At 59.6% G+C, this 19,177-nt stretch carries 20 protein-coding genes; 8 read left to right on the forward strand and 12 right to left on the reverse strand.

Going from position 1 to position 19,177, the window contains the following annotated elements; genetic code table 11:
• Nucleotides 1–2: 2 nt before the first annotated feature.
• Entirely contained in the window at nt 3–1,109 is a 1,107-nt protein-coding gene (locus tag HU759_RS12230) for an efflux RND transporter periplasmic adaptor subunit (protein WP_186618330.1), read from the reverse strand.
• Between the two features lie 101 nt (nt 1,110–1,210).
• On the opposite strand from HU759_RS12230, the gene HU759_RS12235 reads away from it, so the two are divergent.
• On the forward strand, nt 1,211–2,413 hold the full coding sequence (locus tag HU759_RS12235) for a multidrug effflux MFS transporter (RefSeq protein ID WP_186618328.1): 1,203 nt from the start codon (nt 1,211–1,213) through the stop codon (nt 2,411–2,413).
• Between the two features lie 104 nt (nt 2,414–2,517).
• Here HU759_RS12235 and HU759_RS12240 read toward each other — a convergent pair whose 3' ends face one another.
• Nucleotides 2,518–3,423 (reverse strand): LysR family transcriptional regulator, encoded by a 906-nt coding sequence (locus tag HU759_RS12240; RefSeq protein ID WP_187699730.1) that lies wholly within the window; start codon nt 3,421–3,423, stop codon nt 2,518–2,520.
• A gap of 109 nt (nt 3,424–3,532) precedes the next feature.
• Here HU759_RS12240 and HU759_RS12245 point away from each other — a divergent pair, with 109 nt between their 5' ends.
• The 3 genes from HU759_RS12245 (at nt 3,533) to HU759_RS12255 (ending at nt 6,787) form a co-directional block, all read left to right on the forward strand.
• Nucleotides 3,533–4,399 carry a pirin family protein gene (locus tag HU759_RS12245; RefSeq protein ID WP_186618326.1) on the forward strand — a complete coding sequence of 289 codons (867 nt, stop codon included), beginning with the start codon at nt 3,533–3,535 and terminating at the stop codon, nt 4,397–4,399.
• Between the two features lie 84 nt (nt 4,400–4,483).
• Nucleotides 4,484–5,110 (forward strand): isochorismate family cysteine hydrolase YcaC, encoded by a 627-nt coding sequence (gene ycaC, locus HU759_RS12250; protein ID WP_138453962.1) that lies wholly within the window; start codon nt 4,484–4,486, stop codon nt 5,108–5,110.
• Between the two features lie 231 nt (nt 5,111–5,341).
• Nucleotides 5,342–6,787, forward strand: coding sequence for a mechanosensitive ion channel family protein (locus tag HU759_RS12255; RefSeq protein WP_186618324.1), 1,446 nt, complete (start codon nt 5,342–5,344; stop codon nt 6,785–6,787).
• Nucleotides 6,788–6,906: 119 nt separating this feature from the next.
• On the opposite strand, the gene HU759_RS12260 is transcribed toward HU759_RS12255, so the two are convergent.
• Nucleotides 6,907–7,605 carry an SDR family oxidoreductase gene (locus HU759_RS12260; RefSeq protein WP_186618322.1) on the reverse strand — a complete coding sequence of 233 codons (699 nt, stop codon included), beginning with the start codon at nt 7,603–7,605 and terminating at the stop codon, nt 6,907–6,909.
• 107 nt (nt 7,606–7,712) lie between these two features.
• Between HU759_RS12260 and HU759_RS12265 the strand changes: the two genes are divergently transcribed.
• A complete protein-coding gene (locus HU759_RS12265; RefSeq protein ID WP_186618320.1) occupies nt 7,713–8,147 on the forward strand; it encodes a helix-turn-helix domain-containing protein in 435 nt (144 codons plus the stop codon).
• Nucleotides 8,148–8,468: 321 nt separating this feature from the next.
• Nucleotides 8,469–9,056: a LysE family translocator gene (locus HU759_RS12270; protein WP_170038538.1), complete on the forward strand. Its 588-nt coding sequence runs from the start codon at nt 8,469–8,471 to the stop codon at nt 9,054–9,056.
• Here the strand turns inward: HU759_RS12270 and HU759_RS12275 are convergent.
• From HU759_RS12275 to HU759_RS12310, 8 genes are all read right to left on the reverse strand, one after another.
• Complete coding sequence (locus HU759_RS12275; RefSeq protein WP_186618319.1) at nt 8,998–9,891, reverse strand: AraC family transcriptional regulator; 894 nt, start codon at nt 9,889–9,891, stop codon at nt 8,998–9,000. The genes HU759_RS12270 and HU759_RS12275 overlap by 59 nt on opposite strands.
• 63 nt (nt 9,892–9,954) lie before the next feature.
• The gene (locus HU759_RS12280; RefSeq protein WP_186618318.1) at nt 9,955–10,374 is read right to left on the reverse strand and encodes a GNAT family N-acetyltransferase; all 420 of its coding nucleotides are present in this window, start codon (nt 10,372–10,374) and stop codon (nt 9,955–9,957) included.
• A 193-nt stretch (nt 10,375–10,567) separates the two neighbouring features.
• Complete coding sequence (locus HU759_RS12285; protein ID WP_186618317.1) at nt 10,568–11,113, reverse strand: hypothetical protein; 546 nt, start codon at nt 11,111–11,113, stop codon at nt 10,568–10,570.
• Between the two features lie 175 nt (nt 11,114–11,288).
• Nucleotides 11,289–11,780 (reverse strand): GNAT family N-acetyltransferase, encoded by a 492-nt coding sequence (locus HU759_RS12290; RefSeq protein WP_170038530.1) that lies wholly within the window; start codon nt 11,778–11,780, stop codon nt 11,289–11,291.
• A 447-nt stretch (nt 11,781–12,227) separates the two neighbouring features.
• The gene (locus tag HU759_RS12295) at nt 12,228–12,521 is read right to left on the reverse strand and encodes a hypothetical protein (RefSeq protein ID WP_056859523.1); all 294 of its coding nucleotides are present in this window, start codon (nt 12,519–12,521) and stop codon (nt 12,228–12,230) included.
• A 566-nt stretch (nt 12,522–13,087) separates the two neighbouring features.
• Nucleotides 13,088–13,948, reverse strand: a complete 861-nt coding sequence (locus tag HU759_RS12300; RefSeq protein ID WP_099548727.1) for an SMP-30/gluconolactonase/LRE family protein — start codon at nt 13,946–13,948, stop codon at nt 13,088–13,090.
• Nucleotides 13,949–13,987: 39 nt separating this feature from the next.
• Entirely contained in the window at nt 13,988–14,461 is a 474-nt protein-coding gene (locus tag HU759_RS12305; RefSeq protein WP_099548728.1) for a DMT family transporter, read from the reverse strand.
• An 11-nt stretch (nt 14,462–14,472) separates the two neighbouring features.
• On the reverse strand, nt 14,473–15,870 hold the full coding sequence (locus tag HU759_RS12310; RefSeq protein ID WP_099548729.1) for an amidohydrolase family protein: 1,398 nt from the start codon (nt 15,868–15,870) through the stop codon (nt 14,473–14,475).
• Between the two features lie 145 nt (nt 15,871–16,015).
• Between HU759_RS12310 and HU759_RS12315 the strand changes: the two genes are divergently transcribed.
• A complete protein-coding gene (locus HU759_RS12315) occupies nt 16,016–16,927 on the forward strand; it encodes a LysR family transcriptional regulator (RefSeq protein WP_099548730.1) in 912 nt (303 codons plus the stop codon).
• On the opposite strand, the gene HU759_RS12320 is transcribed toward HU759_RS12315, so the two are convergent.
• Complete coding sequence (locus tag HU759_RS12320) at nt 16,840–18,087, reverse strand: MFS transporter (protein WP_186618316.1); 1,248 nt, start codon at nt 18,085–18,087, stop codon at nt 16,840–16,842. The two genes, HU759_RS12315 and HU759_RS12320, sit on opposite strands and share 88 nt — an antisense overlap.
• A gap of 88 nt (nt 18,088–18,175) precedes the next feature.
• On the opposite strand from HU759_RS12320, the gene HU759_RS12325 reads away from it, so the two are divergent.
• Nucleotides 18,176–18,970 (forward strand): helix-turn-helix transcriptional regulator, encoded by a 795-nt coding sequence (locus HU759_RS12325; RefSeq protein ID WP_099548731.1) that lies wholly within the window; start codon nt 18,176–18,178, stop codon nt 18,968–18,970.
• Nucleotides 18,971–19,177 lie beyond the last annotated feature (207 nt).

The following is a 19,177-nucleotide window of genomic DNA, read 5'->3' on the forward strand; positions in this document are numbered from 1 at the left end:
GCTCAGTGGTCCTGTTTACGGTTGAGGGCCAGTGCCTGGGCCGGCAGCAGGCGCACGGTGTCGCCGCTGTGCAGCAAGTGCGCGCCGAGGGCGACTACGATCTGGCCGGGCGTTACGCCACTGTCGAGCAGCGCGTCTTCCTGGCCGAGGCTGGCCACGTTAACGGGGGCGAAGCTGACCTTGTCGTCCGCGCCGATCACCCACACGCCGGTGCCTTGCCCCGCATCCTGCAACGCGCCGATGGGCACGCGGGTTTGCTGGGCCTGGCCATTGCCTTGCAGGCGCACGGTGATGGTAGAGCCGAGGGCGAAACGGTCGACGGCGCCATGCAGCACGTAGCGTGCGCGGTAGGTGCGGGTGGTCGGGTCGGCACTCGCCGACAGCTCGCGCAGGGTGGCTGTCACGGCCTGGTCCTGTGCGCCGAACGGGAAGGCCAGGGCTTTTTGCGCGGCTTGGTCGCGCTGGTTTTCCGGCAGGTTGACGATGGCTTCGCGGGCGCCGTCGTGGGCCAGGCGCGCCACGATCTGGCCTTCGGCGACCACTTGGCCGCGATCCACGCGAACATCGGTGATGATGCCGTCGCCGTCGGCCTTGAGCACCGAGTAGGTGCGGCGGTTTTCGATCTGGCTGGCATCCGATTGCGCCGCGGCCAGTTCGGCTTCGGCCACGCGCAGGTTGGTCGCCGACTGGTCGAAGATCTGCCGCGACACGGCGCCGGTGCTGGCCAGGCGCTGGTAACGGTTTTCGTCATCACGGCGTTGGCGCAATTGGGCCTGAGCGGCGTTGACGCGGTTTTTGGCCGAGCGCAGGGCCAGTTCGAAGTCGCCGATGTCCAGTACCAGCAAGGTGTCACCACGGGCGACATGCTGGCCGGGGTCGACCTTGCGTTCGATGACTTTGCCGCTGACCCGGAAGCCCAAATCGCTTTCGGTGCGCGCCGCGACCACGCCGGTGTAGGCGCTTTGCTGGGTGCCGGCGGCTTCTACCTTGGCGGCCAGAACGGGACGCGGCAGGGGCACTTCGGCGGCGGTGTCGGCCTTGCTGTTGCAGCCGCTGAGGATAATCAACAGGGCCAGGGGCGTGAGAAGACGCAGGGGAAGAGGGCGCATGACGGGCTCCAGGGGTGGCCAATGGATAAAAAATTATGGACATAATTTTTTGCTCATATTATGGTCGAAATATAAATTAATCCAGCCCCCGGATATTCCTTATGTCGAACGCCCCGGCCCCGTCGCGAAGCCTGTTGTTTTTACTGGTGGCGCTCACCGCACTCGGTGAAGTCTCGACCCAATTGCTCATCCCCGGCCTGGGCGCCATCGAGCAGGCACTGGCGGCGCCAGCGGGTTCGGCGTTGATGGCGTTGTCGGCATTTGTGGCTGCATTTGGCCTTGGGCAATTGCTGTTCGGGCCGCTGTCGGACCGCATCGGCCGTCGCCCCGTGCTACTTGGCGGCCTGGCGCTGTATGTGCTGGCAACCCTGTCGATGCTGCTGGTCAGCGACATTCAACAGTTCATTGCCGCCCGCGTGCTGCAAGGCCTGGGCGCCTGCGCCGCGCTGGTGCTGGCGCGCACGGTGGTGCGTGATGTGTGGAAGGCCGAAGCGGGGCCGGCGCTGGCGTTGACCATGATCGGCATGCTCTACGCCATCGTCGTGGCGCCGATGATCGGTGGCCTGCTGATCAAGCTGCTGGGCTGGCAGGCGCCGATCGTGCTGGCGCTGGTGATCGGCAGTGTGGTGCTGGTGTTGGCGCTGTTGTTCTTTCGCGAGAGCAATCACTTTCTGGACCCCAAGGCCGGGCATTGGCGCACCCTCGGCGGCCAATACCTGGATCTGCTCAAGGGCCGCCAGTTTCGGGCGTACGCGGTGGCGTTGGCCTGTACCTACGGCGCGATGTTCGCGGTGATCGCGGGTTCATCGGCGGTGTTTATCAACCTGCTGGGGTTCAGCAGCCTGGAGTACGGGCTTAATTTTGGCCTGATCGTGTCGATGCTGATCGTTGGCTCTACCTACACCCGGCGCAATATCCTGCGCCTGGGGCCGCAACGCATTGTGTCGATAGGCGTGACGCTGGTCGCCATCGGCGGGATTCTAGCGGTGGTGATTTACGAGCTGTTCGGCCTGTCGGCGCTGGGCCTGGATATTCCGGTGGCATTGGTCACCCTCGGCGGCGGCCTGGTGTTGCCGGGCTCTGTCACGGGCGGGGTGATGCCCAACGCCCATCGTGCGGGGTTGGCGGCGGGGTTGATGGGCTTTTCGCAGATGTTTGGCGCGACGTGCAGTGGCCTGTTGCTGAGCCATCTGCGTGATGGCAGTGCCACGCCGATGATCATGATCCAGGCGAGCTTTGCGGTTTCGGCGTTTGTGGCGTTCCAGCTGCTGCGCCAGCGCCAAGCGCTGCTGGCCGCGGCGTAGGTCTGTTTTTCTGTGGGAGCTGGCTTGCCTGCGATAGCATCACCGCGTTTCTACTGAAAGACCGAGGTGTCTGCATCGCAGGCAAGCCAGCTCCCACAGTTGAATCAGGCCATGTCGCTGTGCGCGAATTCCTCGCCGAGAAAATCAATCAGGGTGCGCACCGACGGCAACAGCCCACGGCGCGAAGGGAAAATCGCGTGCACGATCCCGGTCCTTGGCGACCAACCCGGGATCAAGTTGACCAGGCGCCCGGCGGCAATGTCCTCGCGCACCACCACACTCGGCAGGTGCGCAATACCCACCCCGGCGCACACCGCGTGGCGCAACGCCAACAGGTCATCGGTGATCATCCGTGGGAAGTGTCGAATCACCGCGCTGGCACCGTTCTCGCCAAACAATTCCCACTGGTACTCACGCTGCGCCGAGCCCCAATACACGCTCGGCAACCCATTCAAATCCCCCGGCAATGGCGGGCTGGACAGGCGCGACACAAACGCCGGGCTGCCCACCAGGCACTGCGTGCTGTTGCCAAGCACCTTCATCACCAGATCGGTGTCTTCCAAGGGCGGAAAGCGAATGCGCAGGGCGATGTCAAAGCCTTCGTGAATCACATCCACGCGCCGGTTGGTGCTCTCCAGGTGCAACTCCACCAGCGGGAATTTGAGCATATAGCGGGTCAGCATCGGCCCGACCCAGGAGTTGAGCAGGGCGGTGGGGCAGCTCAAACGCACAATGCCCTGGGGCTCGGAACGGTTGCGCTCGATCACTTCGGCAGCGGCTTCGGCCTCCACCCGCATGGCCAGGCAGCGCTGGTAATAGACCTGGCCGATTTCGGTGAGCGAACAATGCCGGCTGGTGCGGTTGATCAGGCGCACACCCAGGCGCTCTTCGAGCTCGCTGATACGCCGGCTGAGCTTCGATTTAGGCATGTCTAGCGCGCGGCCCGCGGCGGCAAAACCACGGTGCTCGACCACTTGGGTGAAGTAATAGAGGGTGTTGAGGTCTTCCACTATCGTTCTCCAAATAGAACGCTAAGGGTTATTTTTGCCGTCTAGCGCGGTAAAGGTAGCGGATTTAAGCTGTGTACATGCACTGCTTTCACGCCTTTGGAGAAACGCCATGAAAAATATCATCGGTATCTACACCAGCCCACGCAGCCATTGGGTAGGCGACGGCTTTCCGGTTCGCACGCTGTTTTCCTACGACACCATGGGCAAGCACATCAGCCCGTTCCTGTTGCTGGACCACGCCGGGCCGGCCGATTTCACCCCGACCCAAGCACGTCGTGGCGTAGGCCAGCACCCGCATCGCGGCTTTGAAACCGTGACCATCGTCTACAAGGGCGAAGTCGAGCACCGCGATTCCACCGGCGCTGGCGGCACCATTGGCCCAGGCGATGTGCAATGGATGACGGCGGCCAAAGGCATCTTGCATGAGGAGTTCCACTCCGCAGCGTTTGCCCAAAAGGGCGGCGCGCTGGAAATGGTGCAGTTGTGGGTCAACCTGCCGGCCAAGGACAAAATGACCGATGCCGGCTACCAGACCATCCTCGACGGCGATATCCCGTCGTTACCCCTGGCCGACAACGCCGGCAGCCTGCGCCTGATTGCCGGTGAGTTTGCCGGTAAACAAGGCCCGGCCCGCACCTTCACGCCGATCGACGTGTGGGATGTGCGCCTCAATGCCGGTAAGTCTGTGACCCTCGACCTGCACGCCGGGCGCAACACCGCGCTGGTAGTGCTCAAAGGCACGGTGCAGGTCAATGGCCAGGAACTGGTGCGCGAAGGGCAACTGGCGTTGTTCGAACGCGACGGCGACCAACTCGCCCTGGAGTCGAACAACGATGCGATGTTCCTGCTGCTCAGCGGCGAACCTATTGATGAGCCTATCGTCGGCCACGGCCCGTTCGTGATGAACACCGAGCAAGAGATTCACCAGGCCTTTGCCGACTTCCAGTCCGGCCAGTTCGGCCAGATGCACTCCTGATTCAACCCGCAACACCCAACCCAGATGGCCAGGCCGGTTTACCGGCCAAGGATGGCTGTCGCCCATGGAAAAGAGGAAGCACTCATGACTACTCCCTACAAGCGTCTGGACAAGGACAACGCTGCCGTTCTGCTGGTTGATCATCAGGCTGGCCTGCTGTCTCTGGTGCGAGATATCGAACCGGACAAGTTCAAGAACAACGTGCTGGCCCTGGCTGACCTGGCCAAGTACTTCAAGCTGCCAACCATCCTCACCACCAGCTTCGAAACCGGCCCCAACGGCCCACTGGTACCGGAGCTGAAGGCACTGTTCCCGGACGCGCCGTACATTGCGCGCCCTGGCCAGATCAATGCCTGGGACAACGAAGATTTCGTCAAGGCGATCAAGGCCACTGGCAAGAAACAACTGATCATCGCCGGTGTGGTAACCGAGGTTTGCGTGGCGTTCCCTGCGTTGTCGGCTCTGGCTGAAGGGTTTGAGGTGTTCGTGGTGACGGACGCGTCCGGCACCTTCAACGAAATCACCCGCGATTCGGCCTGGGACCGCATGTCGGCCAACGGCGCGCAACTGATGACCTGGTTCGGCCTGGCCTGTGAGCTGCACCGCGACTGGCGCAACGATATCGAAGGCCTGGGTACCTTGTTTGCCAACCATATCCCGGACTATCGCAACCTGTTTACCAGCTATAACGCGCTGACTGGCGCCAAGTAAGCGCAAGACCCAAGGGTTGCCACATACCCTCTGTGTGGAGCGGGTTAGTGTGGGAGCTGGCTTGCCTGCGATGGCATCACCTCGGTTTATCAGTCATACCGAGGTGTCCGCATCGCAGGCAAGCCAGCTCCCACACAAAGCCTGCTTCCACATTAAGCCTGTTCCCACATTTTGTTATTCAGTATTGCCGATTCATGCGATCTTCTCGCCACACACCCTGGAGTCGCCTGGATGCCCTCATTTATCGCTGATCACCCGATGCTGTGCGCCGTGGCGCTGATCTTTATCGACATCGCCGTGTGGCGGCTTATTTCCGCCAACCTCGCCAACTGGAAGCTGGCGGCGCGCCTGGCGATCTTTGCGGTGTTCAGCGCCGTGCTGTTCAACGACGGCATGAACCCCATGCAGCTTGCGCCCTATGGCGACAACACCGCCTTGCACCTGGCGGCCACGGCGTTGCAGATCGGCTGGTGGCTGTTCGCAGCGCGCACCCTCACGGTATTGCTCGGCACGGTCATGATGAATCGCGTCGGGCACGGCGGGCGCTTGCTGCAAGACCTGCTGGGCGCAGTGATCTTCCTGATCGCGATCATCGCCGCCATGGCCTATGTGCTCGACTTGCCGGTCAAGGGCGTGCTCGCCACTTCCGGCGCGGTGGCGATCATCGTCGGCCTGGCGCTGCAAAGCACCTTGAGCGACGTGTTTTCCGGGATCGTGCTCAACACCACCAAGCCGTATCAGGTAGATGACTGGATCTCCATCGACGGCACCGAAGGGCGCGTCACTGACATCGACTGGCGTGCCACACGCCTGCAAACCTCCCAGGGCAGCATGGCGGTGATCCCCAACTCCCTGGCGGCCAAGGCCAAGATCATCAACTTCTCACGCCCGGCGGACATGTTCGGCCTGGCGGTCAGCCTGCAAGTCAGCCCGCATGCGCGCCCGCAAACCGTGATCGAAGCGCTGGAGCGTGCGATGCAAGGTTGCCGGCCATTGCTGGCCAAACCCGCGCCCAGCGTGGCGTTCAAAACTTCGGCCAGTGGCGGCGTGGAATACGAGATCAGCGGGTTCGTGCCGGCCATGGGCCAAAAGCGCGAAGTGCGTAACCAGCTTTACGACCTGGCGTTCCGCCACCTGCAAGCAGCGGGCGTGGGCCTGCTGTCGGCCACTGAAAGCAGCGCGCCGCCGGTGATGTCCCACGCACGGGCATTGCTGGAGCGTTCGTCGATTTTCTCCACGTTGCGCCAAGAGGAAAAAGACACCTTCAGCCAGAACATGACCCTGCACACCTATCGTGCCGGCGAGATGATCCTGCCGGCGGGGGAGGTCAGCGACCATTTGTTTATCGTCGAGTCCGGCGTGGTCTCGGTGATGTTGATCAAGGATGGCCACAAGTTCGAAGCCGGGCGCATGGGGCCGGGCGAGGTGATTGGCGAGTCGGGGATTTTGTCCGATCAAGCGGCGCTGGCGGACTTCACCGCCAAGACCTTCTGCACGCTGTACCGCATCGAGAATGAATACCTCAAACCCTGCCTGGACGCGCGCCACGACATCAGCGAAGCGATGAAGGCACTGCTGGATTTTCGTGTGCACGCCGCGCAAGCCCTGACCCAGGACGCGACGGTGGTGCCGGTCAAGAAAGGCTTTTTGCAATGGCTGCGTAACCGCGGGTTGTGAGCCCGTAGCGCCTCAAATCAAAAGCAAAACCTGTGGGAGCTGGCTTGCCTGGAAGCTGACTAGTGTGGGAGCAGGCTTGCCTGCTCCCACATTCAGACCGTTGGGCAGTGTGCGCTTGCTCAATGACTCAAATACACCGGGCTGTCGGTGGACAGCGAAGCTTTTACCGCGTGGGTCATGTCGGTGATCAGCGCTTCTTCGCGGTCCTCACTTAATGCCTTGAGGGTAATGGCAACCACTTCCTGCGGGGTGCTTTTTGGCGCCTGCACATCCGCCACCATGTCAGTGTCGATATAGGCCGGGTGTACGCCGATCACCAAGGTGTTCTGCTCGCGCAATTCACCACGCAGGCCATTGGTAAGACCCCACTGCGCCGACTTGGAGGTGCTGTAGCCGCCGGAGCCGGGCGGGCTCAGCCAGCTCAGTACCGAGAGGATATTGATCAACGCACCGCCACCTTGTTTGGCCAGGATCGGCGCAAAGGCGCGGCTCAGGCGCAAGGTGCCGAAGGTGTTCACCTCAAAGTGCTGTTGCAGGTTTTCGATGCTGTCTTCGGCCAGCAACGAGCCGTACTTGAGCCAGCCCGCGTTGTTGATCAACACGCTGACATCGCCGCATTGCTCGGCGGCGCGCTGCACGCTGGCCGGGTCGGTAATGTCCAGGGGAATCGGCGTGCTGCCGGGGATATCCACACTGGCCGGGTCACGTGCACCGGCATACACCTTGGCCGCACCCGCTGCCAGCAGCGCGGTGACAAACGCTTTGCCCAGGCCACGATTGGCACCGGTAACCAACACCACTTTTCCACGAATATCCATGATGCACTCCAGGCGACGAATTAGGTTTAATAATGAAACCGTTTTTATCTTGAGCCTGTTGGTCCTATAATGCAACCTAATATTTCTGATTGCCCGGAGGCCCGACGATGAAACGCAAATGCCTGGAAGGCGACTGTTGCCCGGTCGCCCGCGCACTCGACGTGGTGGGGGATTGGTGGACGCTGCTGATCATCCGCGACGCCTACGCCGGGGTGACGCGCTTCGGTGACTTCCAAAAACACCTGGGCGTGGCGAAAAACATCCTCGCCACGCGTCTCAAGGACATGGTCGAACAAGGCCTGTTGCAAACCAGTGAAGTGGGCGCGCGCAGCGAATATCAACTCACCGACAAAGGCCGCGCGCTGATGCCGGTACTGGTGACCCTGGCGCAATGGGGCGAAACCTTCACGCAGCCGGCCGATGTCGCCACCCACTTGCTGGATGCACGTTTGCTCAAGCCGCTGCGCAAGGTCGAGATCGTGTCCGAAGACGGCCGGGTGCTGGGCCTGGAAGACATCATCACCCAGATGCCAGCGGCATAACGACTGGGCCATTGTGGCGAGCAGGCTGTTGTGGCAAACAGGCTTGTTATGGAAAACAGGCTTGTTGTGGCGAGCAGGCTTGCCCTGCGTTGGGCTGCGAAGCAGCCCCAGCTCTTTCTGCCTGACTCACCGCGCCGCCTGGATTGGGGCGGCTTCGCCACCCAACGCAGGGCAAGCCTGCTCGCCACAAAGGGAACATGGCGACCTGAAACGCTCTCAGGCAAAGCCTCCAAGACCTCAGGGGCATTTTCTTCAATACCACCGCCGTTCAGCCCTTTACCGTGAAGCCATCGTCACTCGGCATCACCAAAAGGAACTGCAATGAGCTTGATCATCTCCATGGCCGCCTTCGCTTTGGCCACGTCCATCACCCCCGGCCCGGTCAACGTGGTGGCGCTCAGCTCCGGCGCGCGCTTTGGCTTTGCCGCCAGCCAGAAACACGTAGTCGGCGCCGCCGTCGGTTTTACCTTGCTGCTGGTGCTGATCGGCCTGGGCCTGCATGAAGTGCTGGTGCGCTGGCCGATCCTCACCCAGTTGATCCAGTGGGGCGGGGTCGCCTTTTTGCTGTACATGGCCTGGAAACTCGCGGTCGACGATGGCCGACTCGACGCCGAAGGCACTGCCACCGCGCCATCGATGCTCTACGGCGCGATCATGCAATGGCTCAACCCCAAAGCCTGGCTGGCCTGTGTGGCGGGCATGGGCTTGTTCGTGGCCGATGGCGATGCGCGCCAAGTGTGGCTGTTTGCGGCGCTGTACCTGGTGATCTGCTACCTGTCGGTGGCGTGCTGGGCCTACGCCGGCACGTTTTTGCGGCGCTACCTGAGCAACCCGCAAGGCGTGCAGCTGTTCAACCGCTCAATGGCCGCGTTGCTGGTGGCCAGTGTGGGTTATTTGCTGATGGCTTGAGCAAGTCGCGGTACTGGCCCGGCGTGGCGGCGAAATGCAGTTTGAAGGTGCGCTGAAAATGCGCCTGGTCGGCAAACCCGGCGGCCAGGGCTACATCGGCGATCAGCTCGCCATTGCGCAATTGCGTGCGGGCAAACTGAATGCGCCGGTTGACCAGAAACGCATGGGGCGTGAGCCCGTAATACTGCTTGAACGCACGAATCAAATACGACGGCGACAGCTCGGCCGCCAGGCAAATATCCTCCAGCTTCAACGCTTCGGTGCAGTGCGCGCGGATGTACTCAGCGGCGCGCTCCAGCTTGTGGTTGACCTCACGCAGCGGCGTCAGCGACGGGTTCAGGCGCTGCTGCACCTCGGTGAAATAACTCACCAGCGCACTCTCTTTCTGCAGCAACTCGGCCTGCTCATCCAACAGAATGCCGTACAGCTCGATCAGGCCGTGATACAACACCGTGTCGCGGGTATGCGGCGTATTGAACGGCCGATAACCCTGCTCGGTACTGAAACCCAGCTGGTATTGCAGGTCCGTCAGCCACGGTGTGTCGAGGTAAATCATGTGATACGACCAATGCTGGTCGTGGATCGGGTTGCACGCGTGCACATCGCCGGGGTTCATCAACACCACCGTGCCGGCGCTGATCTCGAAGGTCTGCGCGCCATAGTGGTAATAACTGCGCCCACTGGTGATGGCGCCGATGGAAAAATGCTCGTGGGCGTGACGGGTGTAAGTGACCTTGCGCCCGTCGGCGATGGTGCGCGCCTCGATGAACGGCAAGCGCTCGTCACGCCAGAAGCGTGGCGCGTGCGCAGGGTGAGGCGGGGTGTTCAGCGACATGGCGGTGGCTCCATCCCTTGAGACGAGTTGCGATCATTGCACAGACCGCCGGGGGCGTCAGCTTCAAAGCTGTTTGGACAAAAACACCCGGCTGCTGCCTTCGGGCTGGCAGGGTATTTCACCCAACCGCACCCACCCCTGTTTCTCGTAAAACCCCGGTGCCTGAAAACTCAAGGTGTACAGCACCGCATGCTGGCAGCCCCGGCGCCGCGCCTCGTCTTCGAAGGCCTGCAGCAACTGGCTGCCCAGGCCCGAACCGCGCAGGGCGTCGGGCAAGTGGAACAGGTCGAGGAAGGCCATGCCCAGGGTGGTTTTACCCGTGATGCCACCGAGGAGCTGCTGAGTGTCCGGGTCTTTGAGCAACACCATCAGTGGCCGCCGATCATTGGAGCCGGTGAAGGCCTCATTGAAGGCGGCGAGGCCATCGCCCAGCAGGCGCTCGGCGTCGGGGTTGGGTTGGTCGCTGATTTCAATCATGCTCATGCGTTCTCGCTCCTCAAAGCCGCTGGCGCACCATATGCAGCAGCCGTTCACCCACCTGATCAAACCCTTTGTTTTGCGCCACAACCTGTGCGCCTTCCATCAGCAGAGACAGCTCCTGCGAGCGGCCGAAGGTGTGGGCCGGGTTCGTCTAGCGCTTAGAACACCCTCCACGGAGCCTAACACCGTCAGCGACTCACACTCGCTGCCAGCCGCCCATGTTGTCGGCCTTGATTTCGAAATCGATGGCTTCGCGGTAAGCGTCGCCAAGATTGGCGTGCAGCCCCCCGCCGAGTGCTTGGGTAGGCTGCCATGTTTGCGTCTCTGGATCGAACACTTCGGCATCGTCACCGGCAGTGTCATCCATCTTGTTGCGAAAGGGCGTGTCGCTATCAATTCGGTGTTCGAGGCTGGCCCAGAGTTTGGTATTCGAATTGACCAGCGGGAAATCTGCCTGGTTTTCCGTCTTGCCCCTTGGGGACATGATTGTATGCAAGGCCTGGGGCTCGCGATCCAAGGGAGCACGGTGAGCTGCCTCATGCATGTGTTGGATGTGCGAAGGGGGAGTGTAGGGCGTACGGGTGATTGGAAACATGGACGTACCTCGGCGATCTTTAAGAAAACGTATCGCCAGAACCTGATCCGGCGATTCCTTTCGAAAACTACAGAGCCCTGCCAAGGCATTCAATAAGGTGATTTTTTGCAGATGTAACTGCTCAAAACTGCTGGTGACTGCGCTCATGTAACGATGGGTGCGGTCTATAGGCCGTGGCTCAAAACCGCGTATGACGTTTCAACTTGGCTGTCAGAAAAGGCAATAGAGGCGAGCTTCTTACCTGTTGCAACACAGCTGCCCGTTCAATGATGGCTGGCGGGCGTAAATCCCGTTACATAAACACGACCAGAAAGTTAACGGCCTAAAGGCCCATCACCATCTCATGCCACGCCATCCCGCCATGCTCCGACGGCGACGGCCGTACATAGCCGTAACCCATGCGCGTATACAACGGCACATGCTGCTCCTTGCACATCAAATGAATCGTTTGCTTGCCCATCGCGCGCATGCGCTGCACAAACTCAGTCATCAGCAGTTTGGAATAGCCCTTACCCTGCTGCGCCGGGTCGACCACCACCGACATGATCACCACATTCGGCGCCTCGGCCGCATGCCCCACCAACTCCTTGAACGCCTCATCCGACATCACCACCTGATGGGCGCAGCCACAATTGATAAACCCCACCACCGCGCCATCCGCCTCCAGAATCAAAAAGCCCTCGGGGTACTGCGCAATACGCGTGGCGATTTTCTCCAGCGTCGCGGCTTCGTCGCCTTCGTAGGCGCTGGTTTCGATTTCAAAGCAACGCGCGGCGTCGGCGGGCAGGGCGTTGCGGAAGGTGAGGGCGGGCATGGGAGGTTCCTGGGGCATTAAGCGAAAGGCCACATCATAAAGAAACATCCAGTGCCTGACACAGATTGTGATGATGGCAAACAAGCCCACTGTGGCGAGCGGGCTTGCGCTAATGCCAGTCAGTTAAGGCATAGCCGGTAATTGTGGCGAGGGAGCTTGCTCCCGTTGGACTGCGTAGCAGTCCCATTGTTGGGGCCGCTTCGCGCCCCAGCGGGAGCAAGCTCCCTCGCCACAGAAGCCGGGGTTTCCAACAGCCATTTCCGCCAATAAAAGAGGGGCGTGTGAATCAAGCATCACGCCTATCACCGCGTACCTTAGTCGAGAATACAAGCGCCAGTTTGGCGAGCCGCCTAGAAAAAACGTTGTGACCATCAAGACCGCCAGGCAGTAGCCGCCCCAAAAACCAGAAAACCCGCCAAAGCGGGTTTCCTCACAGCTCACATCACGTCAACTCACAGCAGGCACATCAAAACCGCGCCGCTCCATCACCGTAAACACATCCGACACGTCCTGGATCATGATCCGCGCGGTATTGGCCACGGTATTAACGTCATGCTCGGCGTAGTCGGACACATTGGAACAGGCCATCAGGTGCAGGTAGGCGAGGGCAGCATTGAGACGCTCGCTGGCGCAGGCATGGAGCTCGCTGAGCGGGGCGTCGCTGTCGATGAGCAGGACAGGGTATTCGGTTGCGGTTTGGGACATGGGGGTGAAGCGGCGGGGCGGGTGTTGAGTAGTCATGGTAATAGTCCTTAAAAAGAAAAATTGCCACCTTTTGCTGCGAAACAAACGGGTGGCAGCTGTGCGCGGGTTCGCAGACCGGAGGACTATTACCAGACCCGGCAGACCCGAAGGTCTCCCACGCACAACCGCCATAAAACGAGAGACAGCTGTGAATCGGCTGCGTCGAGTTTGACGGTACAGGTAATAGTTTTTAGGGCTGCGAAACCCTGTCGCTGGCCAAGGCTGGCGACGGGGCGAACTATAAGGTGTGGGTAGCCAGGGTGCAACTGAGAGGATGTATCAACCTCAGTCATTAACTTTTCCATCCCTAGGTCAGGAAGATCTGGCTAGTTTCACAGGCCAGCGCAGTCAAGTGCGTTCGGCCTGCACAGTCGTTTGCAGCGGGAGCCTCAGTAGGTCTGCGTGCATAGCTGGCAGAAATCTCCTGATTGGCTACTAGCGTTACCTGGTGCAAATAGCTTAGATCCATCGAAGGTGAACGGCGGCAAACGGCCAGAACCGGTCATTCATACGCGTCTACCATGTTGGCATTCAGAACGGCGCGACAGGCTAGAACCTACTATTCAGTGCAGTCGTCCTGTAAATCGCTCTTCAGGGGATCCGGCAGCTAAAACGGCTTCGGCTTTTATCAGCGTGCTATCGAAATCTGCCGGCTTATCCAGCCCTATCCGTGCGCTGGTGCAGTAAAGCGTTTTATAACCAGGTCCCGCTAACACCGGGCAAGTTGTCTGAATACACGGGGAGTCGATCACGCTGTCAACTTTGCCGTCAGTCGCGTAACGCACGACTCTGCTACCGCCCCATTCCGCATTCCAGAGAAAGCCCTGCGCATCAATACAAGAACCGTCTGGAGCACCCTGACCGTTGACTGTAGTGAATACACGCTGGTTTTCTAGCGACGGGTAATCGCAGCAGAAAATGCATTCTTGCAGGGAGTCCGCGTAGTACATGGTGGAACCGTCCGGGCTAAAACAGATGCTGTTCGGGATCGCCACTTCGGGAAGGTCCAGCGTTTCAGTCTTGAGCGTCGCGGCATTGAACCGGTGAAATCGCCCTATAGTTTGCACCGGCTCACCGGCATCCATAGTGCTAAACACAAAGTTGCCCATACGGTCGCAGCGGCCATCATTGATCCGGGTTCCTGCCACGCCAGGGGTGGCTGTGATTTTGCTGAAACGACCAGTGCTCAGGTTGTAGTAGCCCAGGCAGGATGCCAGTCCCATCAGCAATATGTCTTCGTCTGCCGTGAGGGCAAATGACCCTAGCGGCTCTGGCAGGGACCAACGCTGCACTTCGCCGTTTTCGGGGTCCAGAGCACGCAACTCGCAACCGGAGATGTCGGTCCAGAACAGGCGTTCGGTTCTTTCACACCAGATAGGGCACTCGCCAAGAAGACTTGTGGTGCCGGTTAGGGTTTTAAACATGGTTGCGTCCTACGAAACAGGATGGGGCAAACAAGGCAGTCAGTTGGAGAAAAGCGCTGACCACCTATCACCGAACAAGGCGATTGCCAGGCCTGCGAGCATCACCATCGCCCCGGCCAACTTGACGAGAGACACCGGCCTTTCCGATGCCCCCATCAATCCGAAATGATCGATAACCAGTGAAGAGATAATCTGACCTGCGATAGCGAGGCCCAGCAGGGCTGACAGACCGATTTTTGGCGCAAGCACCACATAACTAAGCAAGGCACCGGCACCCAGCAGACCGCCCAACAGGCTCCACCAGGGCTGGGCAGGTATAGCCGCCAGTGAGGCCACTATCCCGCCGCGCATCAATGAAAAGAAGCCCAGGCATACCGCACCTGCAGTAAATGAGAACAGCGCCGCCGCTACGGAATCTCCACCCACACCTTTAGCGAGTTGACCATTCAGCGTGGTCTGCAGGGTAATGCCAAGCCCCGCGGCGATGGCCAGCAGGTAGTAAGCTGCGTTCATCTCGCGCCCCCTTACTTGGCTGACTCAAGCGGCATGAATGTCTCGGCAAAAATATCGGGCTGGTAGCCTGCGGCAGCAAACAGATGCTCACGGGACTCGTCGATTGCTGCACGCAGCCTTGCGCTGTCCACGCCCAGCACCTTGCCGCCGCGTTTGACGATGCACCCGCCAATCATGACTGTGTCGACATTGCTGCGTTCGGCCGCGTGTACCACGGTGCCGAATGCGTTGCCTGACGGGTAAAGGTTGATGTCCTGCGTGTTTATAAGGATCAAGTCGGCCTGTTTGCCGGGGGCCAGGCTGCCGACTTTCTCCTGCAATCCGGCGCAGGCAGCGCCGTCGAGAGTGGCGGCTTTGAGCAGGCCATGAGCAGGCAGGGTCACCGGATGATGTTCTGCGCCGCAGCAGCGCTGCTGATGCATGCCCATGACGCGCTGCAGGTAGAAAGCCACCCTCATCTCCATGAACATGTCACCGCTGTAGGAGGTTTCGTTATCGACACTCAGCCCCGGGCTGATGCCGTGGCGCTGGGCCGACTGCATGGCGAACATTCCATCTTCAATGCCGTAGTGGGCATCTGAACGCGGGCATACGTTGACCCGCACGCCAGCCTCGCTAAGGATTTTCCAGCCGGCGTCCGGCAGCGAGGTGCAGTGGTTGAAGATGTTATCGGGACGCAGCAGGCCCTCGCGATGCAAACCCTCCAACTCAGCTGCCATGTCCCCGCCAAAAAATTCGGTGATGATCGGCAGCCCCAGACGCCTGGCCTCAGCCCACAGCTCAGGTTCAAGCTGTGCCATCACCGCCAGCGAGAGCAGCGGGTTGTCACCGTTATTGACGTATTTTTCCTGGAGACGCTCCAGGTTGCCGGGCCAGTGGGCTTTGTCCCACTCACCGGAAACTGGCGCACCGGAGGCGTGTACAGATCGGATACCAGCATCAAGCAGCGCCTCTACCGCAGCATCGGAGTGCGCGCCGGTACGGCTGTTGTGCGAGTTATCGACCACGGTCGTGATGCCCGCATCGATGCAGCCCAATGCAGTCAGCAGGTTGCCGATATACATGTCAGCCGGGCGATAGTATTTGGCGAACGAGAAGTGCGTGGCGTTGCAGTAGTCTTCCAGGGTTTCGGCATTCGGATTGATTCGACGCAGTTGGCCCTCCCATGAGTGACGATGCGTATCGACCATGCCAGGCATGGCAATCATACCGGATGCCTCGATAACCACGGCGTCGCCAGCCTCGATGTTTTCACCTATGGCCGTGATGGTGCTGCCTTCGATAAGGATATCGCCGCGCGCCAGATTGCCAATATCGCCATCCATGCTCAGCACAGTGGCGCCGCGGATAAGGGTGCGGGCGGCCGGAGCGGCCGGGGCCTGCACAATGCTGCGGTTATATTTAGCCATTTTCTGTACACCTCTTCAAATTTCGTTGGAAGCAATGTACGCAATGCGGTACCGCGGGAAAAAGATGGTTAAACTGTTTTTATTATTCAATATTTACGAATAATAACGACTTCCCCCGATCACTGCTTTGAGGTTGCTAACAGTCATGGACCGTATTCAAGCGATGCAGGTTTTCGTACGTGTGGCTGAAGCAGGAAGCTTTATCCAGGCGGCGCAGACGCTCTCACTGCCGGCCTCGACAGTTACCAGCAGCGTTAAAAGTCTTGAGAAGTACTTGCAGGTACGCCTGCTGAACAGAACAACGCGGCGTGTCAGCCTGACCTCTGAGGGCGCACAATATTTGGCGCAATGCCGGGAAATATTGGAGCTGATCGAACACACAGAGACCAGCCTGACGGATTCCGTAAAACGGCCACAGGGGCGTTTGCGTGTCGATATGCCGGGTGGCATTGCACACTTCATCGTCATGCCAAACCTGCAAGACTTCTACAGGCGCTACCCAGATATCTACCTGATGATAGGCGTCAACGATCGGCAGGTTGATCTGGTTCAAGAGGGTGTCGATTGCGTTATTCGTACAGGCGAGCTCGATGACTCAACGCTCGTTGCGCGCCCACTCGGTCGGTTTCGCTGGGTAACCTGTGCGTCTGCCGCCTATCTCGAAGAGAACGGCACTCCGCAAAATCCGCAAGATTTGTCTCACCACCGGGCCATCCATTACTTCTCGGGCCGCGCAAGGCAAGCAGGTGAAATGCGTTTTGCCCGTGGTACCGAAAAAATCTCAGTCCCGGTGAACGGCACAGCGGCCGTCAACGAGACTGGGCTTTACATCAAAATGTGCCTTGAAGGCTTCGGGCTGGTGCAGCTCGCTGAGAATGTGGTCAGCGAGCATCTGCGAGAAGGGCGACTGGTCGAAGTGCTTGCTGACTGGCAGCCCGCATCGGTTCCTGTGCACCTGCTATACCCGCATCAGCGCTTTTTATCGCCAACTGTGAGCGCATTCGCTGACTGGATTGCTGGGCTTGTTCGCGACGATGATTCAGCAGATTCAAGTTGAACGTTGCGCCCGGCCAGCATGCCGGTGAATGCGCCGGCTACGGAGATTGCGGCTGTGATCAGCAGCGGTGCTGTCCAGCCACCGGTCCAGTCGTGCAGTTGGCCCAGCAGCAAGGGGCCTGCGGCTGCCATCAGGTAGCCGACGCACTGCGCCATTCCTGAAAGTGCCGCCGTGTCACCGGCATTTTTTGTGCGCAAGCCGATGAAGGTCAGGCCGAGCATCATGCTGGCACCAGAGCCGAAGCCCAGGACCGCGGCCCACAACATGGCGTAGTCTGGCGCGTAAATGAGCCCGATCAGGGATGAGGCGGTTAACAGGCTGACGGTAGCGGCTGCCAGTTTCTGGTCTTTGAGACGACGAAGCGTGGCCGCCAGAATCAAGCCGGGAATGGCCGTGGTCAGTTGAAGCGTGCCGTGTACCGTGCCTGCTTGCTCCGGGGATATGCCATGGTCCATCAGAATGGTCGGCAGCCAGCCGACGGCGACATAAAAAGGCATCGCGTTCAGCCCCATGAACAGCGTGACCTGCCATGCCAGCGGCGAACGCCAGACGGCCACGGTTGGCGCTTGTTTCGGACCGGACAGATTTACGTGTTCGTGTTTTTTCAACTGCGGAAGCCACACCACCATCGCCAACAGAGGGGCTGCGACCAACAAACTCAGGGCAATCGGCCATTCCCATGATTGGGTCAGCGGAATTATCACAGCTGAACCGACAGCGCCTGCTGCGCCCATTGTGATGGAGTAAGCGCCGGTCATGGACGCCATTTTTGTTGAAAAGTCGCGTTTGATCAGGCCGGGCAGCAGCACGTTGCCCAGGGCGATCCCGGTGCCTATCAATACCGCACCGGCGTACAACGCCCAGGCACTGCCTGCGGAGCGGAGCAGGATGCCCGCTGAAATGACCAACAGTGCACCGAAAAGCGTGCGCTCGATGCCGAACCTGCGGGCGACCGATGCGCTGAGCGGGGAGAAGGCTGCAAAGGCAAGTAATGGCAGTGAAGTAAGCAGGCCTAGAGCTGAGGCGCTCAAGCCAAAATCATTCTGGATCAGCGGCAAAACGGGCGCGATGCTGGTAAAGGGAGCGCGCAGGTTCACGGCGATAAGCAGAATGCCTGCGACGAGCGCGATGGCATGCCACTTGTTTTTTGTATCTGACATATTCTTTATCTGTCCTCTTAAAAGAAGACAAATGTAGAGAACTTCAGAATCGTCTAATATAGATATCAAGACACCTGATATCTAAATTATGCCAAGCTCAAAAAATGTCGTTTCCTCGCCGGAAGATTTCGATTCAGACCTTTTCGCCCAGGCAGCGATTGCGCTCAAGGTTGCGCCTGACCTCAATGGTTCGGGTGCCCGTCCGCATGATCATCGCAAAGGCCAGCTGATCCTGTCTTTGCATGGCGCAGTGAGCTGTGAGGTGCAAAATGCACTCTGGCTTGTCCCTCCCCAGCACGCCGTATGGATCCCGGGCGGCACGCCGCACAGTTGCCGAGTGACCGAAAACGCCCGGACCTGCTTTCTGTTCGTTGAGCCCGGTGCGGCAGCCATGCCTGAAGAATGCTGCACGGTTGCCATTACGCCCCTTGTTCGGGAGATGATCCTGCATCTCGCTGAACAGGAACCTGCTTACGATTCCGAGGGCAAGACAGCGCGGCTGGTTGCAGTGCTGCTTGAGCAGCTTTCCGATGCTCCGCTGAAAGAGCTGCATTTGCCGATATCAGACCACCCCAAGATCAAACAAATCGCGGATATGCTCTTCTCCGATCCAGGCGACCGAACCACGTTGCGCGAGTGGGCCACTCGGCTTGCAACCAGTGAGCGAACGCTGGCCAGGCTTGTAGAAAGCACGACCGGGCTGAGCTTCGGACGCTGGCGTCAACAATTGCATTTGATGATCGCACTGAGTCATTTGGCGGAGGGGGTATCCGTGCAACGTGTGGCGGGCATCCTGGGATATGACTCTGTTAATGCATTCATCACTATGTTCAAGAAAGCACTGGGTAAACCGCCTACTCAGTATTTTTCCTCTCTGCGCTAGTGCTCTGCTGGCTGATACAAAGCGCCGAGGCTGTAGAACGATCTGTCTGCTATTGGCCGATTGCTGACTGTAAAGAAGGGCTGCAAGCGGCTATCAGCGACATTACCGCTTTTTGCCTTACGCCCACTGCACGCAGCCAACCTCGTCGGCGTTAACCCTATTTTTACCTTGCTGAAACGTTTCATCAAGTTTATAAAAATGGCACAA

Origin of the sequence: Pseudomonas sp. OE 28.3 (assembly GCF_014268205.2) — a bacterium.
Classification (GTDB): Bacteria; Pseudomonadota; Gammaproteobacteria; order Pseudomonadales; family Pseudomonadaceae; genus Aquipseudomonas; species Aquipseudomonas edaphica.

Coding starts and splice junctions, on each gene's coding strand:
- HU759_RS12295 (WP_056859523.1), bottom strand. CDS start 12,521: ATGACTACTCAACACCCGCCCCGCCGCTTCACCCCCATGTCCCAAACC.
- HU759_RS12275 (WP_186618319.1), bottom strand. CDS start 9,891: ATGTCGCTGAACACCCCGCCTCACCCTGCGCACGCGCCACGCTTCTGG.
- HU759_RS12270 (WP_170038538.1), top strand. CDS start 8,469: ATGAGCTTGATCATCTCCATGGCCGCCTTCGCTTTGGCCACGTCCATC.
- HU759_RS12320 (WP_186618316.1), bottom strand. CDS start 18,087: ATGTCAGATACAAAAAACAAGTGGCATGCCATCGCGCTCGTCGCAGGC.
- HU759_RS12260 (WP_186618322.1), bottom strand. CDS start 7,605: ATGGATATTCGTGGAAAAGTGGTGTTGGTTACCGGTGCCAATCGTGGC.
- HU759_RS12285 (WP_186618317.1), bottom strand. CDS start 11,113: ATGAGCGCAGTCACCAGCAGTTTTGAGCAGTTACATCTGCAAAAAATC.
- HU759_RS12315 (WP_099548730.1), top strand. CDS start 16,016: ATGGACCGTATTCAAGCGATGCAGGTTTTCGTACGTGTGGCTGAAGCA.
- HU759_RS12255 (WP_186618324.1), top strand. CDS start 5,342: ATGCCCTCATTTATCGCTGATCACCCGATGCTGTGCGCCGTGGCGCTG.
- HU759_RS12305 (WP_099548728.1), bottom strand. CDS start 14,461: ATGAACGCAGCTTACTACCTGCTGGCCATCGCCGCGGGGCTTGGCATT.
- HU759_RS12280 (WP_186618318.1), bottom strand. CDS start 10,374: ATGAGCATGATTGAAATCAGCGACCAACCCAACCCCGACGCCGAGCGC.
- HU759_RS12300 (WP_099548727.1), bottom strand. CDS start 13,948: ATGTTTAAAACCCTAACCGGCACCACAAGTCTTCTTGGCGAGTGCCCT.
- HU759_RS12245 (WP_186618326.1), top strand. CDS start 3,533: ATGAAAAATATCATCGGTATCTACACCAGCCCACGCAGCCATTGGGTA.
- HU759_RS12265 (WP_186618320.1), top strand. CDS start 7,713: ATGAAACGCAAATGCCTGGAAGGCGACTGTTGCCCGGTCGCCCGCGCA.
- HU759_RS12325 (WP_099548731.1), top strand. CDS start 18,176: ATGCCAAGCTCAAAAAATGTCGTTTCCTCGCCGGAAGATTTCGATTCA.
- HU759_RS12235 (WP_186618328.1), top strand. CDS start 1,211: ATGTCGAACGCCCCGGCCCCGTCGCGAAGCCTGTTGTTTTTACTGGTG.
- HU759_RS12230 (WP_186618330.1), bottom strand. CDS start 1,109: ATGCGCCCTCTTCCCCTGCGTCTTCTCACGCCCCTGGCCCTGTTGATT.
- HU759_RS12290 (WP_170038530.1), bottom strand. CDS start 11,780: ATGCCCGCCCTCACCTTCCGCAACGCCCTGCCCGCCGACGCCGCGCGT.
- ycaC (WP_138453962.1), top strand. CDS start 4,484: ATGACTACTCCCTACAAGCGTCTGGACAAGGACAACGCTGCCGTTCTG.
- HU759_RS12310 (WP_099548729.1), bottom strand. CDS start 15,870: ATGGCTAAATATAACCGCAGCATTGTGCAGGCCCCGGCCGCTCCGGCC.